The 23,101-nt window shown below is 61.6% G+C and carries 20 protein-coding genes; 11 read left to right on the forward strand and 9 right to left on the reverse strand.

Annotated features, from left to right (window positions below; translation table 11 throughout):
* Both AC0L58_RS03055 and AC0L58_RS03060 read left to right on the forward strand, forming a co-directional pair.
* A complete protein-coding gene (locus AC0L58_RS03055) occupies positions 1–1,038 on the forward strand; it encodes a hypothetical protein (RefSeq protein ID WP_473686565.1) in 1,038 nt (345 codons plus the stop codon).
* 558 nt (positions 1,039–1,596) lie between these two features.
* Positions 1,597–2,409 carry an FkbM family methyltransferase gene (locus AC0L58_RS03060; protein WP_473686567.1) on the forward strand — a complete coding sequence of 271 codons (813 nt, stop codon included), beginning with the start codon at positions 1,597–1,599 and terminating at the stop codon, positions 2,407–2,409.
* 179 nt (positions 2,410–2,588) lie between these two features.
* Here the strand turns inward: AC0L58_RS03060 and galE are convergent, their stop codons facing one another.
* On the reverse strand, positions 2,589–3,602 hold the full coding sequence (gene galE / locus AC0L58_RS03065) for a UDP-glucose 4-epimerase GalE (RefSeq protein ID WP_473686569.1): 1,014 nt from the start codon (positions 3,600–3,602) through the stop codon (positions 2,589–2,591).
* Positions 3,603–4,067: 465 nt separating this feature from the next.
* Here galE and AC0L58_RS03070 point away from each other — a divergent pair, with 465 nt between their 5' ends.
* Positions 4,068–4,598, forward strand: a complete 531-nt coding sequence (locus AC0L58_RS03070) for a hypothetical protein (protein ID WP_473686571.1) — start codon at positions 4,068–4,070, stop codon at positions 4,596–4,598.
* Between the two features lie 89 nt (positions 4,599–4,687).
* Positions 4,688–6,163, forward strand: coding sequence for a glucosyltransferase domain-containing protein (locus AC0L58_RS03075; RefSeq protein ID WP_473686573.1), 1,476 nt, complete (start codon positions 4,688–4,690; stop codon positions 6,161–6,163).
* Positions 6,164–6,318: 155 nt separating this feature from the next.
* Here AC0L58_RS03075 and AC0L58_RS03080 read toward each other — a convergent pair whose 3' ends face one another.
* The 7 genes from AC0L58_RS03080 to AC0L58_RS03110 form a co-directional block, all read right to left on the reverse strand.
* The gene (locus tag AC0L58_RS03080) at positions 6,319–6,714 is read right to left on the reverse strand and encodes a GtrA family protein (RefSeq protein ID WP_473686575.1); all 396 of its coding nucleotides are present in this window, start codon (positions 6,712–6,714) and stop codon (positions 6,319–6,321) included.
* Positions 6,715–6,769: 55 nt separating this feature from the next.
* Positions 6,770–7,552, reverse strand: a complete 783-nt coding sequence (locus AC0L58_RS03085; protein WP_473686577.1) for an acyltransferase — start codon at positions 7,550–7,552, stop codon at positions 6,770–6,772.
* A gap of 4 nt (positions 7,553–7,556) precedes the next feature.
* Positions 7,557–8,423: a WxcM-like domain-containing protein gene (locus tag AC0L58_RS03090; protein WP_473686579.1), complete on the reverse strand. Its 867-nt coding sequence runs from the start codon at positions 8,421–8,423 to the stop codon at positions 7,557–7,559.
* Entirely contained in the window at positions 8,420–9,397 is a 978-nt protein-coding gene (locus AC0L58_RS03095) for a glycosyltransferase family 2 protein (protein WP_473686581.1), read from the reverse strand. Before AC0L58_RS03095 ends, AC0L58_RS03090 begins: the two co-directional genes overlap by 4 nt.
* A complete protein-coding gene (locus AC0L58_RS03100) occupies positions 9,391–10,494 on the reverse strand; it encodes a DegT/DnrJ/EryC1/StrS family aminotransferase (RefSeq protein WP_473686583.1) in 1,104 nt (367 codons plus the stop codon). Before AC0L58_RS03100 ends, AC0L58_RS03095 begins: the two co-directional genes overlap by 7 nt.
* Before the next feature lie 63 nt (positions 10,495–10,557).
* Positions 10,558–11,502 (reverse strand): electron transfer flavoprotein subunit alpha/FixB family protein, encoded by a 945-nt coding sequence (locus AC0L58_RS03105; RefSeq protein ID WP_473686585.1) that lies wholly within the window; start codon positions 11,500–11,502, stop codon positions 10,558–10,560.
* 119 nt (positions 11,503–11,621) lie between these two features.
* Positions 11,622–12,368 (reverse strand): electron transfer flavoprotein subunit beta/FixA family protein, encoded by a 747-nt coding sequence (locus tag AC0L58_RS03110; RefSeq protein ID WP_473686587.1) that lies wholly within the window; start codon positions 12,366–12,368, stop codon positions 11,622–11,624.
* Positions 12,369–12,654: 286 nt separating this feature from the next.
* Here AC0L58_RS03110 and AC0L58_RS03115 point away from each other — a divergent pair, with 286 nt between their 5' ends.
* Positions 12,655–13,641 carry a glycosyltransferase family 2 protein gene (locus AC0L58_RS03115; RefSeq protein WP_473686589.1) on the forward strand — a complete coding sequence of 329 codons (987 nt, stop codon included), beginning with the start codon at positions 12,655–12,657 and terminating at the stop codon, positions 13,639–13,641.
* Positions 13,634–14,566: a glycosyltransferase family 2 protein gene (locus tag AC0L58_RS03120; RefSeq protein ID WP_473686591.1), complete on the forward strand. Its 933-nt coding sequence runs from the start codon at positions 13,634–13,636 to the stop codon at positions 14,564–14,566. The genes AC0L58_RS03115 and AC0L58_RS03120 overlap by 8 nt, the downstream gene beginning before the upstream one ends.
* A 167-nt stretch (positions 14,567–14,733) precedes the next feature.
* On the opposite strand, the gene AC0L58_RS03125 is transcribed toward AC0L58_RS03120, so the two are convergent.
* The gene (locus AC0L58_RS03125; protein ID WP_473686593.1) at positions 14,734–16,341 is read right to left on the reverse strand and encodes an electron transfer flavoprotein-ubiquinone oxidoreductase; all 1,608 of its coding nucleotides are present in this window, start codon (positions 16,339–16,341) and stop codon (positions 14,734–14,736) included.
* A 169-nt stretch (positions 16,342–16,510) separates the two neighbouring features.
* Between AC0L58_RS03125 and AC0L58_RS03130 the strand changes: the two genes are divergently transcribed.
* The 5 genes from AC0L58_RS03130 to gcvH all read left to right on the forward strand — a co-directional run bounded on the left by AC0L58_RS03130 (position 16,511) and on the right by gcvH (position 22,814).
* The gene (locus tag AC0L58_RS03130; protein WP_473686595.1) at positions 16,511–17,911 is read left to right on the forward strand and encodes an amidase; all 1,401 of its coding nucleotides are present in this window, start codon (positions 16,511–16,513) and stop codon (positions 17,909–17,911) included.
* A 417-nt stretch (positions 17,912–18,328) separates the two neighbouring features.
* Complete coding sequence (gene cysD / locus AC0L58_RS03135) at positions 18,329–19,246, forward strand: sulfate adenylyltransferase subunit CysD (protein ID WP_473686597.1); 918 nt, start codon at positions 18,329–18,331, stop codon at positions 19,244–19,246.
* The gene (cysN, locus tag AC0L58_RS03140) at positions 19,246–21,153 is read left to right on the forward strand and encodes a sulfate adenylyltransferase subunit CysN (protein ID WP_473686599.1); all 1,908 of its coding nucleotides are present in this window, start codon (positions 19,246–19,248) and stop codon (positions 21,151–21,153) included. The genes cysD and cysN overlap by 1 nt, the downstream gene beginning before the upstream one ends.
* A 79-nt stretch (positions 21,154–21,232) precedes the next feature.
* Complete coding sequence (gcvT, locus tag AC0L58_RS03145) at positions 21,233–22,333, forward strand: glycine cleavage system aminomethyltransferase GcvT (protein WP_473686601.1); 1,101 nt, start codon at positions 21,233–21,235, stop codon at positions 22,331–22,333.
* Between the two features lie 85 nt (positions 22,334–22,418).
* Positions 22,419–22,814, forward strand: a complete 396-nt coding sequence (gcvH, locus tag AC0L58_RS03150) for a glycine cleavage system protein GcvH (protein ID WP_473686603.1) — start codon at positions 22,419–22,421, stop codon at positions 22,812–22,814.
* Positions 22,815–23,101 lie beyond the last annotated feature (287 nt).

Below are 23,101 nucleotides of genomic sequence, written 5' to 3' on the forward strand. Positions count from 1 at the left end.
ATGCAAGTCTATCTGTACGCAGACGACAAGAGCGCCGACCTGCTTGCGGCGGCACGTCCGAAAGCACTGGTGATGGGCGGAGATTTCGACCATGGACAGCTCGATGAGACCGGTTCGCGTGGCGGCCCGGTTTCAGGAGGCAAGGCAATGAGTGCGCCCGCGACCATCGCATTGTGCGCAGTGGACGTGGCTTCCATGAAAAGGGAGGTAGCGGCGCTCCGCCTGAAACAAAATGCTGACGCCCTGGTCTTTGCCACCAAGTCCCCGATACCTCCGGATCTGAGCCGGGAATTGGGACTGTGTCTGGTCGGTGACCTGGGGCAACTCTCCCGCATAAGTGTCCACGGAAATGGGTGTCTCGACACGATCTTCGGCGATTTCATCTTGATGCTCGTCGCCCGGCGGTGGCAGCTTGATGAGGCGCGAAACGACACAGCCGGGAAGGTTGACTTGCGCCGTCACACCTCCGAGGAGCGGACCTCCACGACAGGCAAACATGCGGGTCTGGAAGGCAGGGGAGGCGTTCAGTCCTCCTTCGCCACGTCGGACCCGTTGGCACAAGTGCGCGCGTTGTCCCTGCGACTGCAAGCTTGCAATGACCGACTGAGCATCGTCGGTCATGACGCTCGTTATTTCCGTGGTCAGTTGGCCCGAGTCGACGCCGATCTGCAAGCCGCCTTGTCCCGTGAGCGGGACTTGTCCGAACGCCTGCAGGCGCATAGTGAACAACTTACTGTCGTGGGCAATGATGCACACTACTTTCGTGACGAATACTTGCGGGCACAAGCGGCACTGCGGGATCTCTCGGTGCGGGAAAATGAACTTGCCGCGCGCATGCAGGACGTGTTGCGCAGCCGCTCCTGGCGCTGGACGCGGACGTTCAGAGCCGTGGCCCGGTTCGTCAAGACCGGTCGTTTCAATTCGGCGGGAACGGTGGGACTTTTCGGCGCCGCGCAGGCAATAGGACGCAGAGTACCCATGCCGCAGTCATGGCGTTCGCTTCTCGGGCGGCTGCTCGCAAAATTCCGGCGACATTGAGGCATGTCCGGATAGAACAATCATGGCTGACCATCACGACCGACCGTCACGTTCTCGCCGCCGCGGCGATGCTGACGGTGCTGGGCCGGTATCCTGTGGCCCGGTCCTCAAGTTTTGGCCGACACAAGCTCGCCGAGCATTTGGCCAGGTCAATGCCGGCGAGTGAGCCGACACGTGGTGGAGTCGAGTGGGGCGTGCGTGGCGCAAACCTGCGGCGCCGCGACTACGGACGCAGAGTTGAGAGCGAGTCGACTGATCAGCGGCAATCGAGACGATCTTTGACATATCGAGTACGCTGAACCACTGTTCTGCGCACTCTCCCACGAAAAATTCGTTTGGTTCGGGAGACAAGCCGTCGCGTGCCCACATGAGCGGCGACTGGCTCCAGACGAAATGAATTCGGGGGGTGGCGGAGTTGCCGGTGGCTTGACCGCTGCTGCGGCCGCTGCTCTCGGATCCGCGTCGCCAGGAACACATCGTAAGTCCGCTCACGCCGTTTCCTGAAACGCAGGTGCGGCAACGGATAATTGCAGCACCCTTTGGCCCAGCGAGTGAACAATGCACATCGACGATCTTCAGCCATTTCTGCGCCAAACGGGATATGTCACGTTCGATTTTCCCGGCTCAAGCATCGTCCTGGACCTGAGAAACAGGCACGAGCGGTGCTATGCGGCAAAGTTGCTGATGAACGTCCGTTACCCGCAGTCGGACATTGACAGCGAAATCTTCCGGGTGCTCGTTCATGAGGGTGACCGCGTCCTGGATGCTGGCGCGAACATCGGCTTCACGGCACTGGAACTCATCGAGGCGGGGGCATCCAAGGTGCTGGCCGTGGAACCCGTGCCAGAACTCTTCGATCGCCTGAAAAGACTGGGGCTCCCCTCGATCGAACCTGTCCAGTCTGCCATCTCGGCCAAAGCCGGGCGCACCAGCATCATCGTCTCGTCAACACACAATCAAGGGTCAAGCATCAAGCCCGAAATGATTGCCCTGTTTCCGGGAGTATTTGGAGACATTCCGGCGACACATGAGGTCGACGTCTGCACAATTGACGACCTGAGCGACGCCCATGGTGCCACGGATATCTGGAAGCTGGATATCGAGGGTGCAGAGATCGATGCTCTGGAGGGAGCGCGTGCGACGCTTCGACAATCACCCCCGCGCGCCATCGTCGTGGAGCTTTACGACCAGTTCTTGCCGGAGTTCGCGACGCGAATCCGTCCAACGCATCCGTTCGGTTATCGGGCCTTCTTGCGGCGTGATGACTACCGGCTGGTTTTCATGCCTGTCGACCATCCGCCGGGCGAGCAGTTCGAGAACACGAGCCCGATGTATGTATTCACCCGCCAGCGGCTGGATGCGGCCGATTAGCCAAAGCGAATCGGTAGCTCTGCGCACGCACCCCCGATGCAGAGCGACGTCAAGCTTCGCGGTGCGATTTCAGCGCACGCGTGAGTTTCGCCTGGATTCTGGCCCAGCCCGCCGTCTGTGCCCGGTGAACCTGGTCGAGGCCGTTCGGCATCTGTAGCCTGAGCCAGGCTCTCCCGTTGTCAGCTTGGCTTGCCGTGCGCACGGAAGTTTTGCCAGCGCCAGGCATCGGCACACATCTGGCCGAGATCGCGCTCGGCCCGCCAACCCAGCAAGAGATGGGCCCGTGCAGGATCGGCGTAGCAAGTCGCGACATCACCCTGGCGGCGTGCAACGATCCGCGTGCGCACTGGTCGACCACTGGCAGCTTCGAACGCCCTCACAACTTCCAGGACGCTGCATCCCTGTCCTGTGCCGAGGTTCACGGTAAGGCTCTGCTGCTCTCGACAGAGGTAATCCAGCGCGTCGACGTGGGCGATGGCCAGATCGACAACGTGGATATAGTCGCGTACGCCGGTGCCATCGCAGGTGGGATAGTCGTTTCCGAAGACCTGGAGATACTCGCGTTGGCCGGCAGCGACCTGGGCGACATATGGCATCAAATTGTTGGGGATGCCGGCGGGATCTTCGCCGATCAGGCCGGACGGATGGGCTCCCACCGGATTGAAATAGCGCAGGGTTGCCGCATGAAAGTCTGGATCTGCCGACGTCAAGTCAGATATGAGTTGCTCGCAGACAAGTTTGGTGCGGCCATAAGGATTGGTAACGCGGGTGGCCGCTGTTTCGGGAATGGGGCAGGCATCCGGTTCACCATAGACCGTCGCCGAAGAGCTGAACACGAAATGTTTGGTGCCGGTGGCCTGCATGGCCTGGAGCAGGCCCAAAGTCCCACTGATGTTGTTGTCGAAATAACGCAAAGGTTGCTCACAGGACTCACCCACTGCTTTCAGTGCAGCGAAATGGATGACTGCCTCAATGCGTGCACTGCTCAGGAGCTGACCCACCGCTTCCTTGTCACGAATGTCACCGATCGTGAGTTGCGGCTTGCGACTGCTGATTTGGGCAATCCGCTCGATCACGTCGGCTTTGCTGTTCGACAGGTTATCGAGAATGAACACCTCATGGCCACGTTCGAGCAGCTCGACGCAGGTATGCGACCCGATGAAGCCGGTACCCCCAGTGACCAGGACTTTCATTCATTTCTCCAGGATGATATGACCTTGCTCGTCGACAAGGTCCAGGTGTTTGCAATGAGGATCGCGTCTGCGCGGGCGCTCGAGCCAAGCGATTCAACGTGTTCAAGGCGGGCAAGCACGGCGGAGCTTGCGGTTGCTTCGGTGGGGAAGCGAACGAGTTCGATTTCGTTCAGATCTACCCGACAGATTCGCCCCCGAAAGCGCTACGATAACCGGCCTGCACTAGGTCCAATTGGTAATTGTCGACATGACCGAGAATTATGCGGTGCATCCCGTGTCAACGCAACGCGAGTCGATGGCCGCGGTGCCAGCGGTCCGTGTCTTGCGTCAAGCGGCTTTTTCCGTACCTCGAACACCACGCGGCGCGATTGGCGCAATGCACTGCATCGGTGTATTGGCCTATTCGCATTGACCAATTTGCGGCGACCAGAGCTTGGTTGCCATCATCACTCCAGGAGATCAGGCATGAACGGTTCCATCAAGTCAGTTGTTGCGCTCGCCGCATTGACAGTCGGCCTCGCTGCTTGCAGCGGTGGCCCGGAGGCGCCGGCGGGTGGCGGTCCTGCTGATGCACATTCCAGTGCGGCTGCAGCGCAAGCGGCGCCAGTAGCTCAAGGTGCGGTCCAGAGGGATTATCCGTCCGCGAGCGAAGAGGCGGCAATGAAGCTGGACTATCCCGTGTTCCTGGCCTACGGACCGGATTCAGCGCGTATCACCGCGTTCTTTCCTGGTGCCAGCACTCGCCCGGTGTCAGTCAAGTTGGCGCCGAACGAGCCCGGATATGGCCTGACGTCCGAAGGCACTGAATGTGCGTTCCCCATCGACTACGCGTTGAGGTCGGCTGATGGTCAGGAATTGGCGAGCGGCGAGTACAAGGGAGAGGCTGTGACGCTGGCTGGCTGGGGCGCAGACAAAGGTGTGGCCGTGCTGAGCGTGAAAATGGCCGAGGGTGCAAAGAACAACTACGGATGCAATGTTGTAGTTAGCAAGAAATAGGGTCTGTACAAGTTTCTTTGACCGAGCCACACCTCCGTTGGGGGGTGTGGCCGTCATCTCCAAGGGGTATTTGTGGGCAAGGAAGGGATATGAATCATCAGCGTAAAGTCTTCGATATTTCCATTTACGCATGGATTTTGTTGCTGGCGATTGTTTTTCTGGTACGTGCGCCCTTCCTGTTCTATTTCGGGTTTTCGGTCGATGCATATTCCAATGCAGGTAGCTTTCCGAGTTACGACTTTTTAGCTAGTCAGGGCAGGCCGGGATCCTATCTCCTTTTTGAGCTGCTGAGAGGTTTGGGACTCTACGGGCCAGTCCCACAGTATGCTGCAGTCCTGATCGCATTGCCTCTTTTGTGTGTGTCTGCAGTCTTGTTGTGGAGCACTCTCTTCAAGACGCACGACAGCCATGTGCCAGCGATCACGATGGGTGCTGCTCTTTTCCTCGCGCATCCATACAATGCTGAAATTCTGACGTTTCGCGATGCAGCACCGGTCTATGCGCTTTCCACCTGCCTGGGCATTGGCGGCTACTACCTTGGGGTAATCCGCGGAAGGTTTGTTGCCTCCACTTTGCTCATTGCCCTTGCTCTGAGTATTTACCAGACATTCGTGAACTTTCTGGCCATTGCCTGGCTGCTTACCCTCCTGATCGCGTGTATCGACCCGGTGCGTCTCAAAGGTGCGGTGCGCGACGACTTGCGGAAGATCGAAATCAGGGGAGTGTTTATTATCCTTGCGTCCCTGGTGACCTACCTGATTGTCCTCAAGTTACTCAATTTGGTCATGCATACGCATCAGGACGGCAGGGCAACACTGATTGCCCTTGACGAGATACCCAAGCGGTATCGTGACGCCCTGCTGGTAGTTCGGGAGTTCTTTGCAGGTGACCTGATCGCGAAGGCCTCAATTGCATCGGTCGCCACGGTCCTTCTGTGGATTTCCGGGTTCGGTCTGTGTCTCGTTGACGGCAGCCGTCGAATAAAGTTCATCATGGTGCCTATGGTCTTTGTGCTCGCGTGCGTGGCAAGCATTGGCGTGATCCTGGTCGGTCGCGATTTTGGGCCCGTGCCGCGCGTGCTGGTGGGTTTTGCCCTGCTTCCCGCCTTCGGTGGCCTGTGTTTCCTGCTCTACCTGCGCGAGCGGGGCAAGAGGATCATGTACGGTGCCCTCGGCGTGCTGCTGCTCTCCTACACCGGAATAAGTGCCACGGTCGCGGCCGATCAGGTCAGGGTGAATCGACGTGACATGGTCATTGCTGCGGCGCTGGATGCGCGCATGTCCCTGGTGCCCGGCCAGCATGTCGCGATCGTCCGTGGCCCAGATGCCTGGCACGGACTAAGCACGCAGCGGGGCTACATGAACATGTCGGCTTATTGGGCCCGTTGGTCCAAAGCCACCGCCTTGAGCGAGTTCTACGGCTACCCGATTCAAGACGCGAATGATGCCGAGTACGTCAGGGCTGCAGCCTACTGCAAGGACGCTCCGATCTGGCCGGCAAAGGAGTCGACTACCGTCCTCAGCGGCAATCTGGCAGTTGTCTGCATGAGTCGTCCGAGCGAGTGATCGTCGGGACGAACCCTGTCCGTGATCCAACCACCAGTCCGCCTTCGAAAAGCCGCGTTCTTGACGCCCCTTAGTCGGCTGGATGCGGAATGGAGGTATTTCGAGGTGGTCCACTACGCCATCGCAAATTCATGGTGCGATTCGCGCAATTTGAACTATTCGGATCTGCTTCGCGCTCGTTTGGATGGCCGGAGAAATACGAGTTTCGAAAGAAAAAATGTCAGAGGCAGTGTAAGCACTATTGAGGCAAGCGGTGCCAGCTCCTCCGGCATTTGCAGCCTTCTCACCCAGAACCAGAGGATTGCAAGACTGGCCAGATACTGGGCGAGATAGACGAAAGGAAAGTAAATGACGGAACGCCAGCCGCGGTGAGCGCCGAAGACAAAAAAACGGTTTACGGCGAATGCAACGATGATGCCGAAAACATATGCGATCGTGTACGCAATTTGGTAGCTTGTCACTTGCAACATGGCAAGATACATCGCATAGGTTGCTACGGTGTTGAAGCCGCCCGATATAAGAAATCGCACAAAGCGATGCTTTTCGACCATGCTCCGGAGCCATGCGACAACGGCAGCCAAGAGATTGCTTCTTCGCGCGTTTGCCTCACGCATTTTGCATGGCACGCCACTGCTCGTAACCAATGCCTTGCCATGGCATGCCGCGATCAAAGGTTTCGCGCCAAGGATAAACGTTGGCTCCGTCGGCCTTGGATTTCACGTCGTGTATGGAGGCTACAGGCTTCGCTGGATTACCCGCAACGACCGTTTCCGGTTCCACGTCCTTTCGAACCATTGATGACGCGCCCACGAGTGAATCGCGACCCACCGTGACACCCGGGAGAATGACTGACATGGTGGCGATGACCGCGAATTCTTCGACCGTCACACCCAGCAACGTTTCCGATGGTGGATGCGGATCATTGGTAAGTACGACATAGGGAAAGATCCACACGTAATCCCTGACCACGCTTTTATGGCCAATGTGGACGTTGCTGTGGAACCGCACGTAGTTGCCAATCTCGCAGTGACCCTGAATATCCGATAGCGTACCGATACGGACATTGGTTCCAATTCTCGCCTTCTCGCGAATGGTGACGCGATGGCCGCATTCAAAGCCGTCGCCCAGCTGCGATCCGGCGTAGATTGTCGTTCCCGATCGAATCAGCGAGCGGGCACCGATGATCAGCGGAGGGTTCTCATAATTCGCGTCATCCGAATAGATTCCAGCGTTTGGTTCGCCCAGGATGCAGTTGGCACCAACAACCGTATTGTCTCCCAATGTAACGTTGTCATAGATGATTGAATTTGCACCTAAAGAAACGTTCTTTCCGATATTGACGCCATCGCCAATAATGGCCGAAGGATGGATACCAAAGACATTTTTCATGAGGTCACCTCGATGATTTGCCAAGGGCGAGCGCGCGGAACTCAGTGTAGGAGCGAATGTACTCCGCGCTGTCGTAGTAGTGCGAAGCGAAAACGAGAAGAACAGCGTCACTCGAATACTTGTATTGAACGCCCCACGTCATGGGAGGCAAATACAGGCCGACCGCCGGGTCATCGAGGAGGAACTCCTCTCGTTCCAGACCATCGTCGGCAAGCACGCTGCACTGACCATGGACGCAGATAAGGAATTGTTTGCATTGCCGATGTGCGTGTTCACCGCGCACCTCGGCGTTTGGTACGCCGAACACCATGAAGTAGCGTTTGGGATCAAAAGGCACCGTTCGACTGAACTCGCCGACAGTCAAGTTTCCACGGAGGTCGAGGATCTTGGGAAAGTGATGCAACGTTACGCCTCGAACCCGTGCTGTGGTGACAGAGGGACCTTGTGGCGCCTGCTGATCTCGTTGCGAGGAAATTCCTTTCGCGGCGTCCGAGAGTGTGTAGCCAACAATTTGTGCCGGGTTGCCGGCTACGACTGCGTGAGGTGGGACATCCCGTGTGATCACTGCACCAGCCAGAATACGTGCACCAGTCGCAATGTGAACCGGTTCAGATATGACCGCACCAGCCAGGACGACGACCCCGGCCTCAAGAACTAGACGGGCGTCCTTTGAGGGCCCATTGCCATCGAGGACACAACCAGCAGCGATCTCGCAGCCGTTGCCGACCGAACAATTCAACAGTACCGCGCCGAAACCGACGACTACATGATCCTTCAGCTCGACGTCGGGACCCAAGACTGCACCGGTGGCAATGGAGCAACCTTGACCGATGATTGCTGTGGAATCCACGTTGGTTGACGACTGCATCATTTGTCGGTGCCTTGTGATTCTTGCGAGGGTGTCTTTTCCGGAAAGTCCAGATTCATTGAAACTATGCTCAACGGCCGTTGTTTGGTGTTTTCATAAGCCCGCCATGCGTAATTACCGGCGATACCGATGCCGAACGTATTGAGTGCGCCGAAGAAAAGGATGGCAAGCATGGATCCTGCGTAGCCGGGAACGTCATAGGCACCAAAAACGCGGGCAACAAAGACGATCATTCCGAGCAGCACTGCAACGAAGAGCCCCGCCAAGCCAGCTCCTATCAACACACGAACTGGCAAGTCAGAAAATGCGAATACGCTGTCCAAGAGGTAGGTAATCTTCTTCCTCAAGGTCCACGTGCTCTTGCCGTGTTCGCGCTCGAGTCGCGTGTATCCGACAAATTCTCGCCGACCGCCCATCCAGAACAAGAGGCCTAAAAGGCTTCCATTTGCCTCGCTCATTGCGACCAAGCGATCGCGGAACTTGGCAGTAAGCGCGAATACGTCGACTCCGCCAGGTGGCACATCAGGTTGCACAAACCGGCGGTAGGTGGACCAAAACAGGCTTGAAGCCAGTTTGCTGACGCCAGGATCGTGTCGACCGAGCCTTTGACCGAAAACCACGTCCAACGGCTTGGTTGAAAGCGCCAAGAAGAATTTGCTCATCAGCGAAGGAGGCTCTTGAAGGTCAGCAGCCATTACGCCAACGAAGTCACCTGATGCCTCAACGAGCCCACAGCGAATGGCAGGAAATGCACCGAAATTTCGCGAGAGCAGAATCAGTTTGGCCTTGAACGAGACCTCGTGCAGTCCCGCCTCCAGCAAGGCAAAACTAGAATCAGGGCTGCCATCCACGACGAATACAACTTCCAAAAGATCGTCCAGCGTTGCTGCCAATTCATCGAGTGCCCGCAGCAATGGCTCGATCGACTCCTCATTCTTGTAGACCGGGATGACCACCGAATAGCGTGGCTTTACCATCGGTTGCACGCCTCAATGACTAACGAAACCTCGTTGTCTGTCAGCTCTGGAAAACATGGCAGTGTGAGTACCGTTTCACATGTCTTATCCGTGACCGGCAACGCCAACTGGGCGAAACGCTTTCCGAACAAGGGCTGGCGGTAGTCCGCGACTGGGTAGTGCACTTCGCTTTGCACTCCTGCTTCGGCCAAGTGTTGTCGCAAACCTGATCGATCGGCGGTATGGACCGTATATAGATGTGCAACAAACTCTTCTCCGCCCGGCGGTGGCATGGAGATGGCCGGGTGCTGGATTTCAGTTGAATAGCGATTGGCGATATCTCGTCGGCGCGCGTTCCATCCATCCAGCAGCGGCAGCATCGTGCGGAGGAACGCAGCCTGCAGTTCGTCCAGGCGGCTGTTCCTGCCTCCTTGAAGTTCATTGCAGTATTTCGAGGCCCACCCGTATTGGCGCAGTTTGCGAACGGTTTCCGCGACTTTCTCGTCATTGGTTACTATCGCGCCGCCATCGCCGAGCGCGCCGAGGTTCTTGGTGGGGTAAAAGCTGAAACTGGCGGCGTTGCCGAAACTTCCCGCCCTGCGGCCTTTCGAATCGGTGGCCCCATGCGCTTGGGCGCAATCTTCGAATATGGCAAATCCATGCCTGGATGCGAGGTTCGCGAACGCATTCATGTCGGCAAGTCGACCGTACAAATGCGTGACGATGACGACATCAAGCTTGCGACCGGACAAAGCTCGTTCGAGTGCGCCCGGATCCATCAGTGAGGTGACTGGATCGATGTCGACGAACACAGGCTCCGCTCCGCAGGCCAAGACGGCGGTGGTTCCGTACATTGCTGCGTTCGCGACAACTGCAACGCTTTTACCCTCGCAGACGCCGAGGCTTCGAAGCCCGAGTTCGAGTGCCTCGGTGCCGTTGGCAACACCAACGCATTCGGCTACTCCGCACCAGTCGGCAAATTCTCTCTCGAACGCCTTGACGTTGGGTCCGAGGACGTAATAACCGCTGGCGATGACAGCCGCAGCAACCTGCTCAAGGCGAGAGGCAATGGGTGCGATGTGGCGGTCAAGCGCATTGACCGGGATGGTAGTAGTCATGGAGATCCATCTTTCAGCGAGTTAACGGCAATCGCGCATCTGGCTGCTCTGTCGGCGCGTAGCTCAGCCGATTGCAGCTTCCAGTTCCGGAACAATCTTGAACAAATCCCCCACCAGTCCAAAATCGGCAACCTCGAAGATCGGCGCCTCGCCATCCTTGTTGATCGCCACGATGGTGCCGGCGTCCTTGATGCCGGTGAGGTGCTGGATGGCGCCGGAGATGCCGATGGCCATGTACAGCTCGGGGGCGATGATCTTGCCGGTCTGGCCGACCTGCATTTCGTTGGGGCAGTAGCCGGCGTCGACGGCGGCGCGGGAGGCGCCAACGGCTGCGCCGATCTTGTCTGCGAACTTGTAGATGATGTCGAAGTTTTCCTTCGAGCCGACACCGCGGCCGCCGGAGACGACCTTGCCGGCGCTCTGCAGGTCGGGGCGATCGCTGCTGCCTTGCTGCAGTTCGATGAAGCGGGTGTGGGTGGGCAGGCTTGCGTCGACCGTCAGCGCTTCGACCGGAGCGTTGTTGCTGCCGCTCGCGGCAGCAGCCCACGAAGCGGTGCGGATGGTGGCGACGACGGTGTGTGCGGGGTCGGCCTCGACGGTGATGATCGCGTTGCCGGCGTAGATCGGACGCTTGAACGTGTGGCTGCCCTCGACACTCATGATGTCGCTGACCTGGGCGACACCGAGCAGCGCGGCGACGCGTGGGGCGAGGTCCTTGCCGAAGGTGGTGGAGGGCACGAAGACATGACTGTATCCGTCGGCGGCCTTGGCGACCTGCGGAGCCAGCACGGCGGCCAGCGAGTGCGCGTTTTCGCCGCGGGCGATGGTCAGTACCCGGTTGACGCCCTCGATTTTGGCTGCCTCGGTCGCGATGGCTTCGGGGGCGTCGGACAGCACCAGGACGTCGGTGGCGTCCGGCTTGATCGCGCTGGCGGCGCTCACGGCGCGCGCGGTGGAGGCGTTGAGTTTGCCACCCAGGTGTTCGGCGATGACCAGGATCTTGCTCATGATGTGGACAACCTCTCGTCTCGAATGGGGCATGGATTCTTGCAGGGCGGGCACCGCCCGCCAGCCTGTCGCTTTTGCGTGGGGCGATGGCGGGCAGTGCCCGCCCTACGGGTCGTGGGTTACAGCAGGCCTTTTTCTTTCAGCGCGCTTACCAGCTCGGCGGCGTCCTTGACCATCACGCCCTTGCTGCGCTTGGGTGGCGGCGCGTAGTGGGTGACTTTCAGGTGATCGTGCGATTCGACGCCGAGCGAGCCGAACTCGATCACGTCGATCGGCTTGGATTTCGCCTTCATGATGTCCGGCAGTTTGATGAAGCGTGGCTCGTTCAGGCGCAGGTCGGTGGTGATTACGGCCGGCAGTTCGGCTTCGATCACTTCCAGGCCGGCGTCGACCTCGCGGGTGACCGTGGCCTTGCCGTCGGCGATCTCGACCTTGCCGGCGAAGGTGGCCTGCGGGCGATCCCACAGCGCGGCGAGCATCTGGCCGGTCTGGTTGGCGTCGTCATCGATCGCCTGTTTGCCCAGGATCACCAGCCCCGGCTGCTCCTTTTCGATCAGCTTGAGGAAAACCCGCGCGGCGGTCAGCGGCTGTACCGCTTCGGCGGTGGTGATGTGGATGGCGCGATTGGCACCCATCGCCAGGCCGTTGCGCAGGTGCGCGGTGAGATCGGCGGGGCCGATGCCGACCACGACCACTTCGTCCGCGACGCCCTTCTCGCGCAGGCGCAACGCTTCTTCCAGCGCGATGTCGTCGAACGGATTGGCGGACAGCTTGACGCCATCGGTGACCACGCCGCTACCGTCGGGTTTGACCTGGATGCGTACGTTGTAATCCACGACGCGCTTGTAGCCGACCAGAATTTTCATCAACGATTCCTTCCAACAAGGTGTCCCGAAGGACGCAGTGGCATACTAGATAGCGGCCTATTCTAACCGAGTCGACGCGCCAGTCGGGCCAAATCACTGGTTGGATATTCGAGTAGTCCGTTTCTGTCATGCGCGGTCTCGTTAAGATGCGCTAACGACCCGTCAGGCGCGGTTTGTGCCATGTTGGGTGAGACTGGTGACGCCGGCGTGGGCGTTTCGGTGTTTTAAAGTATGTTCGCGGGCCTGCCGTGCTCGAGGCCTTGCCATCCCTGGTTATTGAGTGACGATGCCCCGACCCCGCGTTTCCATCGTGATTTGCACCTACAACGGCGCGGCCTACCTGCAGCCGCAGCTGGACAGTCTGCTGGCGCAGACGCTGCTGCCAGACGAGATCGTGATCGGTGATGACGACTCGACCGATGCGACGATGGACCTGTTGCGACAATTTGTCCTGCGCGCCGGTGAACTCGGGATCGCGGTGCAGCTAGGTCGTCACCCGAGCAACCTCGGTTACGTCGAGAATTTCTCGCAGGGCTTGTGTCGGGCGCAAGGAGAGCTGCTGTTCCTGTGCGATCAGGATGATGTGTGGCATGACGACAAGCTGGCGCGGATGGCGGCGGCGTTCGAGGCTGATCCGTCGTTGCTGCTCCTGCACAGCGATGCGCGCCTGGTGGACGCGGCGGGCCGTTCGTTGCACTGTTCGATGTTCGAAGCCCTGCAGCTGACCGCGCAGGAAAAGCAAACCATTCATGCCGGTGACGCGTTCGACGTGGTGTTGCGTCGCAGTTTCGTGACGGGCGCGACGGCGGCGTTGCGGCGCGAACTGATCGAGATCGCCTTGCCGGTGGCGGCGGGCTGGATTCACGATGAATGGCTCGCTGCCGTGGCGTCGGCCGTGGGGCGTGTCGACTTCATTGAGGACACCTTGATCGACTATCGCCAGCACGGCGCCAACCAGATCGGCGCAAGCAAGCGCACCTTGGCCACGAAGTGGCGTGAGCTGCGGCTGCCGCGAGGGCAGTTGCTGGCGGAGGAGGCACAGCGCTTGCGGCAACTGGAGCAATTCCTGCGGCAGGCGCCATTTGCGGACGCCGCTGAACGTGCGCGGCAGATCGAACACAAGCGGGTGCATTTCGAGCGGCGTGTAGCCATCGGCCGACTGGCGCGCTGGCGACGCGTGCCGGCGATCCTGCGCGAGGCAGGCCAGGGGTGTTACCGGCGCTACGGTACCGGCGGTCGTTCGATGCTGAGAGACCTGCTGCGCCATGACTGAGCAATCCTGTCCGGACGTCTGCGCCGTGGTTGTCAGCTACCACCCTGATCCTCGCGTCATCGCGAAACTGGTCGAGGCGATGACGACCCAGGCTGCCTCGGTGGTGCTGGTGGACAACGCCAGCGATGGCGACTGGCAGCCGGCCCTGACTTCGAAGCTGCTCGCCGCCGGTGGTGCGCTGCTCAGGCAACCGCACAATGCTGGTCTGGCGGCGGCACAGAATCTGGGCATCGATTGGGCGCGTGAACGCGGTTACCGATATGTCCTGCTGCTCGATCAGGACAGTGAGCCGGGTGAGGGCATGGTCAATTCCTTGCGCGCGGCCTTGGTGGCGTTGTCGGCGGCGGGCCCGGTGGCGGCGGTGGGTCCGCGTTTCCACGACCTGCGCGAGCACCGCGATGCGCCGTTCGTGCGTGTGCGCTTTCCGCTCAGTCGCAAGTTGTGGTGTGAATTTCCCGCGCAGACGATCGCCTGCGACTTCCTGATCAGCTCCGGCATGCTGATTCCGCTGGCTGTGCTGGAACGGGTCGGTTTCATGAATGCCGGGCTGTTCATCGACAATGTCGATCTGGAGTGGGGCTTTCGCGCACAGGCGCTGGGCTACACCCTGCATGGCGTGTGTGCGGCGACGATGCACCACCGTCTGGGTGATGCCCGCCGCGCGCTGCCATTCGGCCTGGGGCAGGTGGTGGTGCACGGGCCGCTGCGGCTGTATTACATGATGCGCAATCGGGTGCTGTTGTACCGCCTGCCGCACACGCCGCGTGCCTGGATCGCGCAGGACGTGCCGCGCGTGCTGGTCAAGCTGCTGCTGTTCGGCGTGCTGATCGGGCCGCGCTTGCGCAATCTGCGCTGCATGCTGCGTGGGCTGCTGGACGGCATGTGCCATCGTGAAGGCGAGGCACCGGCCGATCTTTCAGGTTGAGCTTGGCTGTTGTGGGCTTTCGATCGGAGATCGCGGACGGGGGCGGCGGGCAGAGCCCGCCCTACCATGGCCGCGCTTGGCCTCGCTGAGATTCCGTGATCTCCGCGCTATAGGGCGGGCGCCGTCCGCCGACTCCTGGGAACCGTTGCTGCCCCTGGTTCGCGCGCCTACAGATTCTGGTAATTCGGCCCCGAACCGCCCTCGGGCGTGACCCAGGTGATGATCTCGTACGGGTCCTTGATGTCGCAGGTCTTGCAGTGCACGCAGTTCGCTGCATTGATCTGCAGGCGCTTGCCGTGTTTGGCTTCGGCGTCTTCAACCATTTCGTAGACTGCGGCGGGGCAGAACCGCGTGCAGGGGTTGTCGTACTCTTCCACGCACGTGGTTGCACAAATATCGGTGTCGGCTACGTGCAGGTGTACGGGCTGGTCTTCGTCGTGTTCGGTGGCGGCGAAATAGACGCCGGCAAGCCGGTCACGCGGGGGCAAGGTGCGCTGCACGTAATCTCGCTTGGGTTCTTCATGTTCGCCAAGTTTGTGCAGGGTGGACCAGTCGGCCTTGTTCTTCAATGTCCACGGTGACAAGCCGCCGGTGGCGGTTTCCCATGCGGCATTGAGCATGCCGAACCAAAGACCCTTCTTGAAGCCCGGTTTCACATTACGCACCTTCTTCAGCTCGACCATCACTTCCGAGCCGCGCAATTTTGCGTCGAAACCGGTGCTGTCGAGCTTGCCGGCGAGGTGTTCGGCGGCAAGCATGCCGCTCTTGATCGCCTGATGGGTGCCCTTGATCTTGGGCACATTGAGCAATCCGGCCGTATCGCCAATGAGCAGTGCGCCCGGCATTTCCACCTTGGGCAATGACTGGTAACCGCCCGTGGCCAGCGCGCGCGCGCCTGAAGAGAGAATGTTGCCATCTTCCAGCAACGGCTTGATGAGCGGGTGGTGTTTCCATTGCTGGAACGCCTCCCAGGGCTTGTATTCGGGATCGCTGTAATCAAGCCCGCTGACATAACCCAGCGCAACGCGGTCGCCGTCCAGGTGGTAGAGGAAGCCGCCGCCGTAGGTGCGGCTGTCGGCCGGCCAGCCGAAGCTGTGCACGATCTTGCCCGGTGTCACGCGACCGGCAGGCAGCTGCCACAGTTCCTTGATGCCGATCGAGTAGCCTTGTGGATCGCTGTCGGCGTCGAGCTTGAAGCGCTTGACCAACTGCTTGGTCAGGCTGCCGCGTGCGCCCTCGGCCAGCACGGTGACCTTGGCCTTGATGTCGATGCCTTCGGTGTAGCCGGGCTTGTGCGAACCATCCTTGGCCACGCCCATGTCGCCAATGCGCACGCCGGCAACCGAGCCGTCCTCGTTGTGGATGGTGTCGGCGGCGGCGAAGCCGGGAAACACGTCCACGCCCAGCGCCTCGGCCTGGGGTGCCATCCACGCGCACATCGCGCCCAGCGACACGATGAAATTGCCGTGGTTGTGCATGCCCGGCGGCAGCGGCAGCTTGCGCGCGCCGGTCTTGCTGAGCAGGTAGAACTCGTCCGTACCCGCCGGCACGCAAATCGGCGGCGGATTGTCACGCCAGCCGGGCAACAACGCATCCAGCGGTTGCGGCTCGATCACCGCGCCGGACAGGATCTGCGCGCCGATGGTCGAGGATTTTTCTATCACGCATACGCTGACATCGGGCTTGAGTTGCTTCAGGCGGATCGCAAACGACAACCCGGCGGGGCCGGCGCCGACCACGACGACGTCGTATTCCATGGTTTCGCGTTCGCTCATGGCGGACTCCACTGGCATCGTTGGACACGGCCGCTCGCCGTGCGTCTTGGTATGGTCTTGTCCTGCATTCTGGCGTTTTTGCCGCATTGCGGCAATGCGTGTTGCGTCACCGCTTGCAATATTTGCAGGTGACGCGGTGATAATCGGAACGGATTTGCAAGGAGAGTTCATGAATTCGATGCCGCCGATTGCCGATATCGACCTGCGACGCGCCTCGTTGTGCCAGTTGTTGCACTGGCTGGCGGCAGGGCGGGTTCAACCCGAGGCTCTGGCCGACGTTTACCAGCAGGCGATCGAGCGACTTGATCCGAAATTGAACTGTTATGTCGACCAGCACTCCGGCCTGATGCAGGAGCAGGCCCACATGGCCGATCGACGTCGACGCGACGGCGTGATCGGGCGCTTGGATGGCATTCCACTGGCGCTCAAGGACAATCTCGACATGGCGGGTTGGCCGACCCGTGTCGGTCTGCCCGGGCGAAACCAGCCGGCAGCGAACGATGCGCACGTGGTGGCGCGATTGCGCGCCTCGGGTGCCGTGGTGATCGGCAAGACCAACATGGACGAGGGAGCGCTGGGTGCGGCCACCGACAATCCACATTTTGGTGCGACGCAGAATCCGCATCGGCACGGTTACAGCGCCGGCGGTTCATCTGGCGGCGCGGCGGCTGCGGTGGCCGCGGGCCTGGCCGTGGCGGCGGTGGGTTCGGACAGCCTGGGTTCGATCCGGATTCCGGCCAGCTACTGCGGCATCTACGGGCTGAAACCCACCCACGGCGAAATTTCCACGCGCGGTCTGGTGCCGGCGGCGCGTCGGCTGGACTCGGTCGGTCTGCTCGCGCGCAGTGTCGAGGACCTGACCGTGCTGCTGCAGGTGCTGGCCGGCTATGACGCCGACGACGCGCGTTCGCGCGGGCGACGGGTGGCGTTTGCGCTGCCGGATTGGGACCCGGGTCATCTGCGCGCCGGTCTGCTGCCGGATCTGGCGGCGATCGGCGTGGAGGCCGAGGTGATCGAGGTGTTCGAGCAAGCGATGGCCCGGCTGCCGCATGCGCTGGGTGACCGCCGCACTGTCGATTTCGCCGACTGGGACTTCGCGCGCACGCGCCGCGCCGGACTGCTGCTGATGGAAGCGGAGATGCTGGGCACGTTTGCCGACGACCTTGTCGACGGCGCGGCGCATCCTGTGTCGGATCGATTCCGCCAGATGCTGGACTATGCCGCCAGCAAGAGTGCGGCGGACTACGCCAGGGCCGACCGCGTGCTCGATGCGGCCACGCTGAAAATGCGGCGCCTGTTCTCGCAAGTCGATGTGCTGGTGTTGCCGACCACGCCGCAAGCGGCGTTTCCGCTGGATGGCCCGGTACCCGATTCAGTCGCCGACCTCACCAGCTTCGCCAGCCTCGCCGGATGTCCCGCGGTGAGCCTGCCGATGGGCCAGTTGTCCAGCGGGTTGCCGGTGGGGCTGCAATTGGTCGGCCCACGCGGCTCCGACCTGCGCCTGCTGGAACTGGCCGCCGCATGCGCCGCCACACTCGACGCCGAGCCGGACTACCCGGTGATGAGTTGAAGCAAACGTACGCGGCGTCCCGCGTGGCAACCGAAACGCGTAGGGCGGGCTCCGCCCGCCGCGGTTGCCGCGTGCATCGCCACCCAAAAGCCGGCGGGCAGAGCCTGCCCTACGTGGTATTCGCGCCGCGAGGTGCCTGGGCGGCGCGTCGGGCGGGCTCCGCCCGCGGCGGTTGTCGCGCGTCGCCATCCAAAAGCCGGCGGGCAGAGCCCGCCCTACGTGGTATTCGTCCCGCGAGGCGCCCGGGCGGCGCGTAGGGCGGTCGGGTATGGCGTGGGGCTATGTCGGTATGAGCACTGGTTTGGACGGCCATCCGGTGGGCGAGGTGGGCGGGCCCTATACTGTGTCGTTCCAGGGCGTCGCTGGCTCGATCGGTGTTGCCCTTTCCATCGCAACTGCCAAAGAGTTCGCCACACCATGACGGCCACTGCGCTCAAGCTGCATTCCCATCTCGACGATCTCGAAGCCGAGAGCATTGATATCTTCCGCGAGGTGCAGGCGGCGTTCCGGCATCCGGTGATGCTGTATTCGATCGGCAAGGACTCCTCGGTGTTGTTGCATCTGCTGCGCAAGGCGTTTTATCCGGCGAAGCCGGCGATGCCGTTGCTGCACGTGGATACCACCTGGAAGTTTCGCGAGATGATCGCGTTTCGCAATGAGATCGCGGCAGCGGGGGATGTGGAAGTGCTCGTGCACATCAACCAGGACGGCGTGCGCCAGGGCATTTCGCCGCTGACCCACGGCGCCACCGTGCATACCGACGTGATGAAGACCCAGTCGCTGAAACAGGCGCTGGACAAGCACGGTTTCGACGCGGCGATCGGCGGCGCGCGCCGCGACGAGGAGAAGTCTCGCGCGAAAGAACGCATCTTTTCCTTCCGCAATGCGCAGCATCGCTGGGATCCGAAAAACCAGCGCCCCGAGCTGTGGCGCAACTACAACACCTTCATCCGCAAGGGTGAGAGCGTGCGGGTGTTCCCGCTGTCCAACTGGACCGAGATGGACGTGTGGCTGTACATCCAGCGCGAGGGTATCCCGGTGGTGCCCCTGTATTTCGCCAAGCCGCGGCCGGTGGTCGAGCGGGACGGCGCCCTGATCATGGTCGATGACGATCGCTTCACGCTGCGCAACGGCGAAACCATCGAGATGCGCGAAGTGCGTTTCCGTACGCTGGGCTGCTATCCGCTCACCGGCGCGGTGGAATCCTCGGCCGACACCTTGCAGAAGGTGATCGACGAAATGGCCGCCTCGCGCACCTCCGAGCGCCAGGGACGGGTGATCGACCAGGATCCCACCGCGTCGATGGAGCGCAAGAAGCAGGAGGGCTACTTCTGATGGAGGCGCAAACGCAAGACACGTCGATCGCGGCAGGCGCAGGCGCGCCCGAGAAAGGGCTGCTGCGCTTCATCACCTGCGGCAGTGTCGACGACGGCAAGAGCACCCTGCTCGGGCGCCTGCTGTACGACGCCGGCATGCTGTCCGACGACCAACTGGTTGCCCTGGCCCGCGAGAGTCGCCGGCAGCACGCCGATGCCGGCGAGGATGTGCTCGATTTCGCCTTGCTCACCGACGGGCTGGATGCCGAGCGCGAGCAAGGCATCACCATCGACGTCGCCTACCGCTATTTTCATACCGCAAGGCGCAGCTTCATCGTGGCCGATTGTCCGGGTCACGAGCAGTACACGCGCAACATGGCCACCGGCGCCTCCAATGCGGAACTGGCGGTGGTGCTGATCGACGCGCGCAAGGGCGTGCTGACCCAGACGCGGCGGCATACCTATATCTGCGGCCTGCTCGGCATCCGTCACGTGGTGCTGGCTGTCAACAAGATGGATCTGGTGGGCTATGACCAGGCGGCGTACGAGGCGATCACCACGCAATACCGCGAGCTGGCGCAGTCGCTCGGTATTGACCACGTGCAGTGCCTGCCGGTGTCGGCCCTCAATGGCGACAACGTGGGCAGCCGTTCGTCCCGCATGGCCTGGTACGACGGCAGCAGCCTGCTGGACGCGCTGGAAACGGCGGACGTCACGCGCTTCCGCGCCGACGATTTCCGCATGCCGGTGCAGTGGGTGAACCGGCCGGATCATTCGTTTCGCGGCTACGCCGGCACCATTTGCGGCGGCAGCGTGGCGCGCGGCGACGAGATCGTGGTGCAACCGGGCGTGCAGCGTGCGCGTATCGAGCGGATCGTGACCTTCGATGGCGACCTGGAGCGCGCCAGCGAAGGGCAGGCAGTCACCCTGTGCTTCGATCGCGAGCTTGACGCCAGCCGCGGCGACGTGATCGCCGATGCGCTGCGCCCGGCGCCGGTAGCCGACCAGTTCACCTGCCATCTGCTGTGGATGGGCGACGGCAGCCTGCTGCCCAACCGTACCTACCGGCTGAAGATCGGCACGCGCTCGGTCAATGCGCGAATCATGTCGATCAAGCACAAGGTGGACGTCAACAACCAGGCCAAGCTGGCCGCGCGCCACCTCGAACTCAATGAAGTGGGCTATTGCACGGTGGGACTGGACGACGCGATCGCCTTCGAGTCCTATGCGACCAACCGCAGCCTCGGCGGCTTTATCCTGATCGACCGCCAGAACAATGCCACCGTGGCCTGCGGCATGCTCGACTTTGCGCTGGGGCGTTCCAGCAACGTGCATTGGCAGCATGTCGATATCGACAAGCGCGTGCGCGGCATCAGCAAGGCGCAGCGACCGTTGTGCTTGTGGTTCACGGGCCTGTCCGGTGCCGGCAAGTCGACCATCGCCAATCTGGTCGAACGCAAGTTGCATGCGTTGGGCTACCACACCTACCTGCTGGACGGCGACAACGTGCGGCATGGCATCAACAAGGATCTCGGCTTCACCCCCGAGGCGCGCGTCGAGAACATCCGCCGCATCGCCGAGGTGGCGCACCTGATGGTGGATGCCGGGTTGATCGTGCTGGTGAGTGCGATCTCGCCCTACCGCAGCGAGCGGCGTTCGGCGCGCGAGTTGTTCGACGGGTCCGAGTTCCTGGAGGTCTTCGTCGACGCGCCGCTGGAGGAATGCGAGCGGCGGGACCCCAAGGGCCTGTACCGCAAGGCGCGTGCCGGCGAGATCCGCAACTTCACCGGTATCGATGCGCCGTACGAGCGCCCGGAGGCGCCGGAATTCCACCTGCACAGCGCCGGGCATCGTGCCGAGCAGCTGGCCGAGGAGCTCACCGCGCAATTGCTGGCCAGTGTGGAACAGGACGGCGCCGACGACTGAGCGCCATTGTGGTGACACGGCTTGGATTGCCGCTGTCCGGCGGCGATAATGGGCGTCTACCCAGCCAGGCGTCGTCGCGATGACCGAAAAGACCGTACTCAATGCCACCCACCGTGCGCTTGGCGCGCGGATGGTCGATTTCGGTGGTTGGGACATGCCGATCAACTACGGCTCGCAGATCGAGGAGCACCACGCCGTGCGCCGCGAGGCCGGCATGTTCGACGTGTCGCACATGACCGTGGTCGACCTGCATGGTGAGCGCGCGCGGGATTTCCTGCGGCATCTGCTGGCCAACAACATCGACAAGCTCAAGACGCACGGCAAGGCGCTGTACTCTTGCATGCTCAACGAGCAGGGCGGCGTGATCGACGACCTGATCGTGTACTTTCTCGGCGAGCAGCACTTCCGGCTGGTGGTCAATGCCGGCACCCGTGCCAAGGACCTGGCGTGGCTCGGCAAGCAGGCCGGCGCGTTCGGCGTGGAAGTGAAGGAGCGCCCGGAGTTCGCGATGATCGCGGTGCAGGGCCCGCAGGCACGGGCGAAAGTGCTTGACCTGTTGCACGAGGTGGATCGGCCGCGTATCGAGAAGCTGGGCAAGTTCGCGGCCGCGGCGGCGCAGGGGCCGCATGGCATGCCGCTGTTCGTGGCGCGCACCGGTTACACGGGCGAGGACGGGTTCGAGATCATCGTGCCCGAAGAGCATGCCATCGCGCTGTGGGAGGCGCTGCACGCCGCCGGCGTGAGGCCGGCCGGGTTGGGCGCCCGCGATACCCTGCGCCTCGAAGCCGGCATGAACCTCTATGGCCAGGACATGGACGAGAGCGTCACGCCGTGGGAAGCCAATCTCGGCTGGACCGTCGCGCTGGACGAAGGCCGCGACTTCATCGGCCGCGCCGCGCTCGAACAGCAGAAGGCCTCGGGCGTGCCGCGCAAGATGATCGGCCTGGTGCTGGATGAAAAGGGCGTGTTGCGGCACGGCCAGAAGGTTCTCACCGCCCATGGCGAGGGCGAGATCCTGTCCGGCAGTTTTGCGCCCACCCTCGACAAGGCGATCGCCTTCGCGCGTATCCCCGCCGGCGAGGCTGGCGACCTGCGCGTCGACATCCGCGGTCGTGAACTGCCGGTGCGCCAGGTGAAGTACCCGTTTGTACGCGACGGCAAGGCCTGCGAAGGCATCTGATTCGATGCCTTGCTTATTTCATCACGGCGCATGCGGCTAGAATCTGCGCCAGCAATCCGACCCACCCCAACGACTGGACCCGATCATGAGCGAGATTCCCGGCGATCTGAAATTCCTCAAGTCCCACGAATGGGCCCGCGTCGAAGACGATGGGCTGGTTCGGGTAGGCATATCCGACCATGCACAAGGCCAGCTCGGCGATCTGGTCTACGTGGAGCTCCCCGAGATCGGCGCAGCCGTCCAGGCCGGTACTGGCGTCGCAGTGGTGGAATCGGTCAAGGCCGCCTCCGACATCTACGCGCCGGTCTCCGGCGAGATAGTCGAGATCAACGAGCTGCTCAACGACAAGCCCGAAACGATCAACGAAGATGCCTTCGGCGAGGGCTGGATCTTCCTGGTGCGTCCGAGCGACCGTGCCGAGCTCGACGAGCTGCTCGACGCCAACGACTACGAAGAGCTGATCGAGAACGACGACCACTGAATCGTCCGTCAACGATTGACCTTGCCGGCCGCCGCGTGCGGCCGGTTTCGTTTCCGGTCTGCGCGTGAGCGAAGTGGTTTTGTATCCCCGGCAGACAGCACGCGATCGTGCGATGTCGATCGACCAGCGTGGCAATAAACCGTCGGAGCGAACGTGGTGTTTGCCGGTGCACGCTCGCTGTTTCCGGTACCGGGATTTTCGTCGACGCGTACGCGGTGTGAGCACCATCGAGGCGGATACGCTGCGTTGCGTCCGGTTCGAACCGGCGGATTTCCGGTCCGGTTCGA

The sequence above is a fragment of the Rhodanobacter sp. G2-10 genome (genome assembly GCF_055809185.1).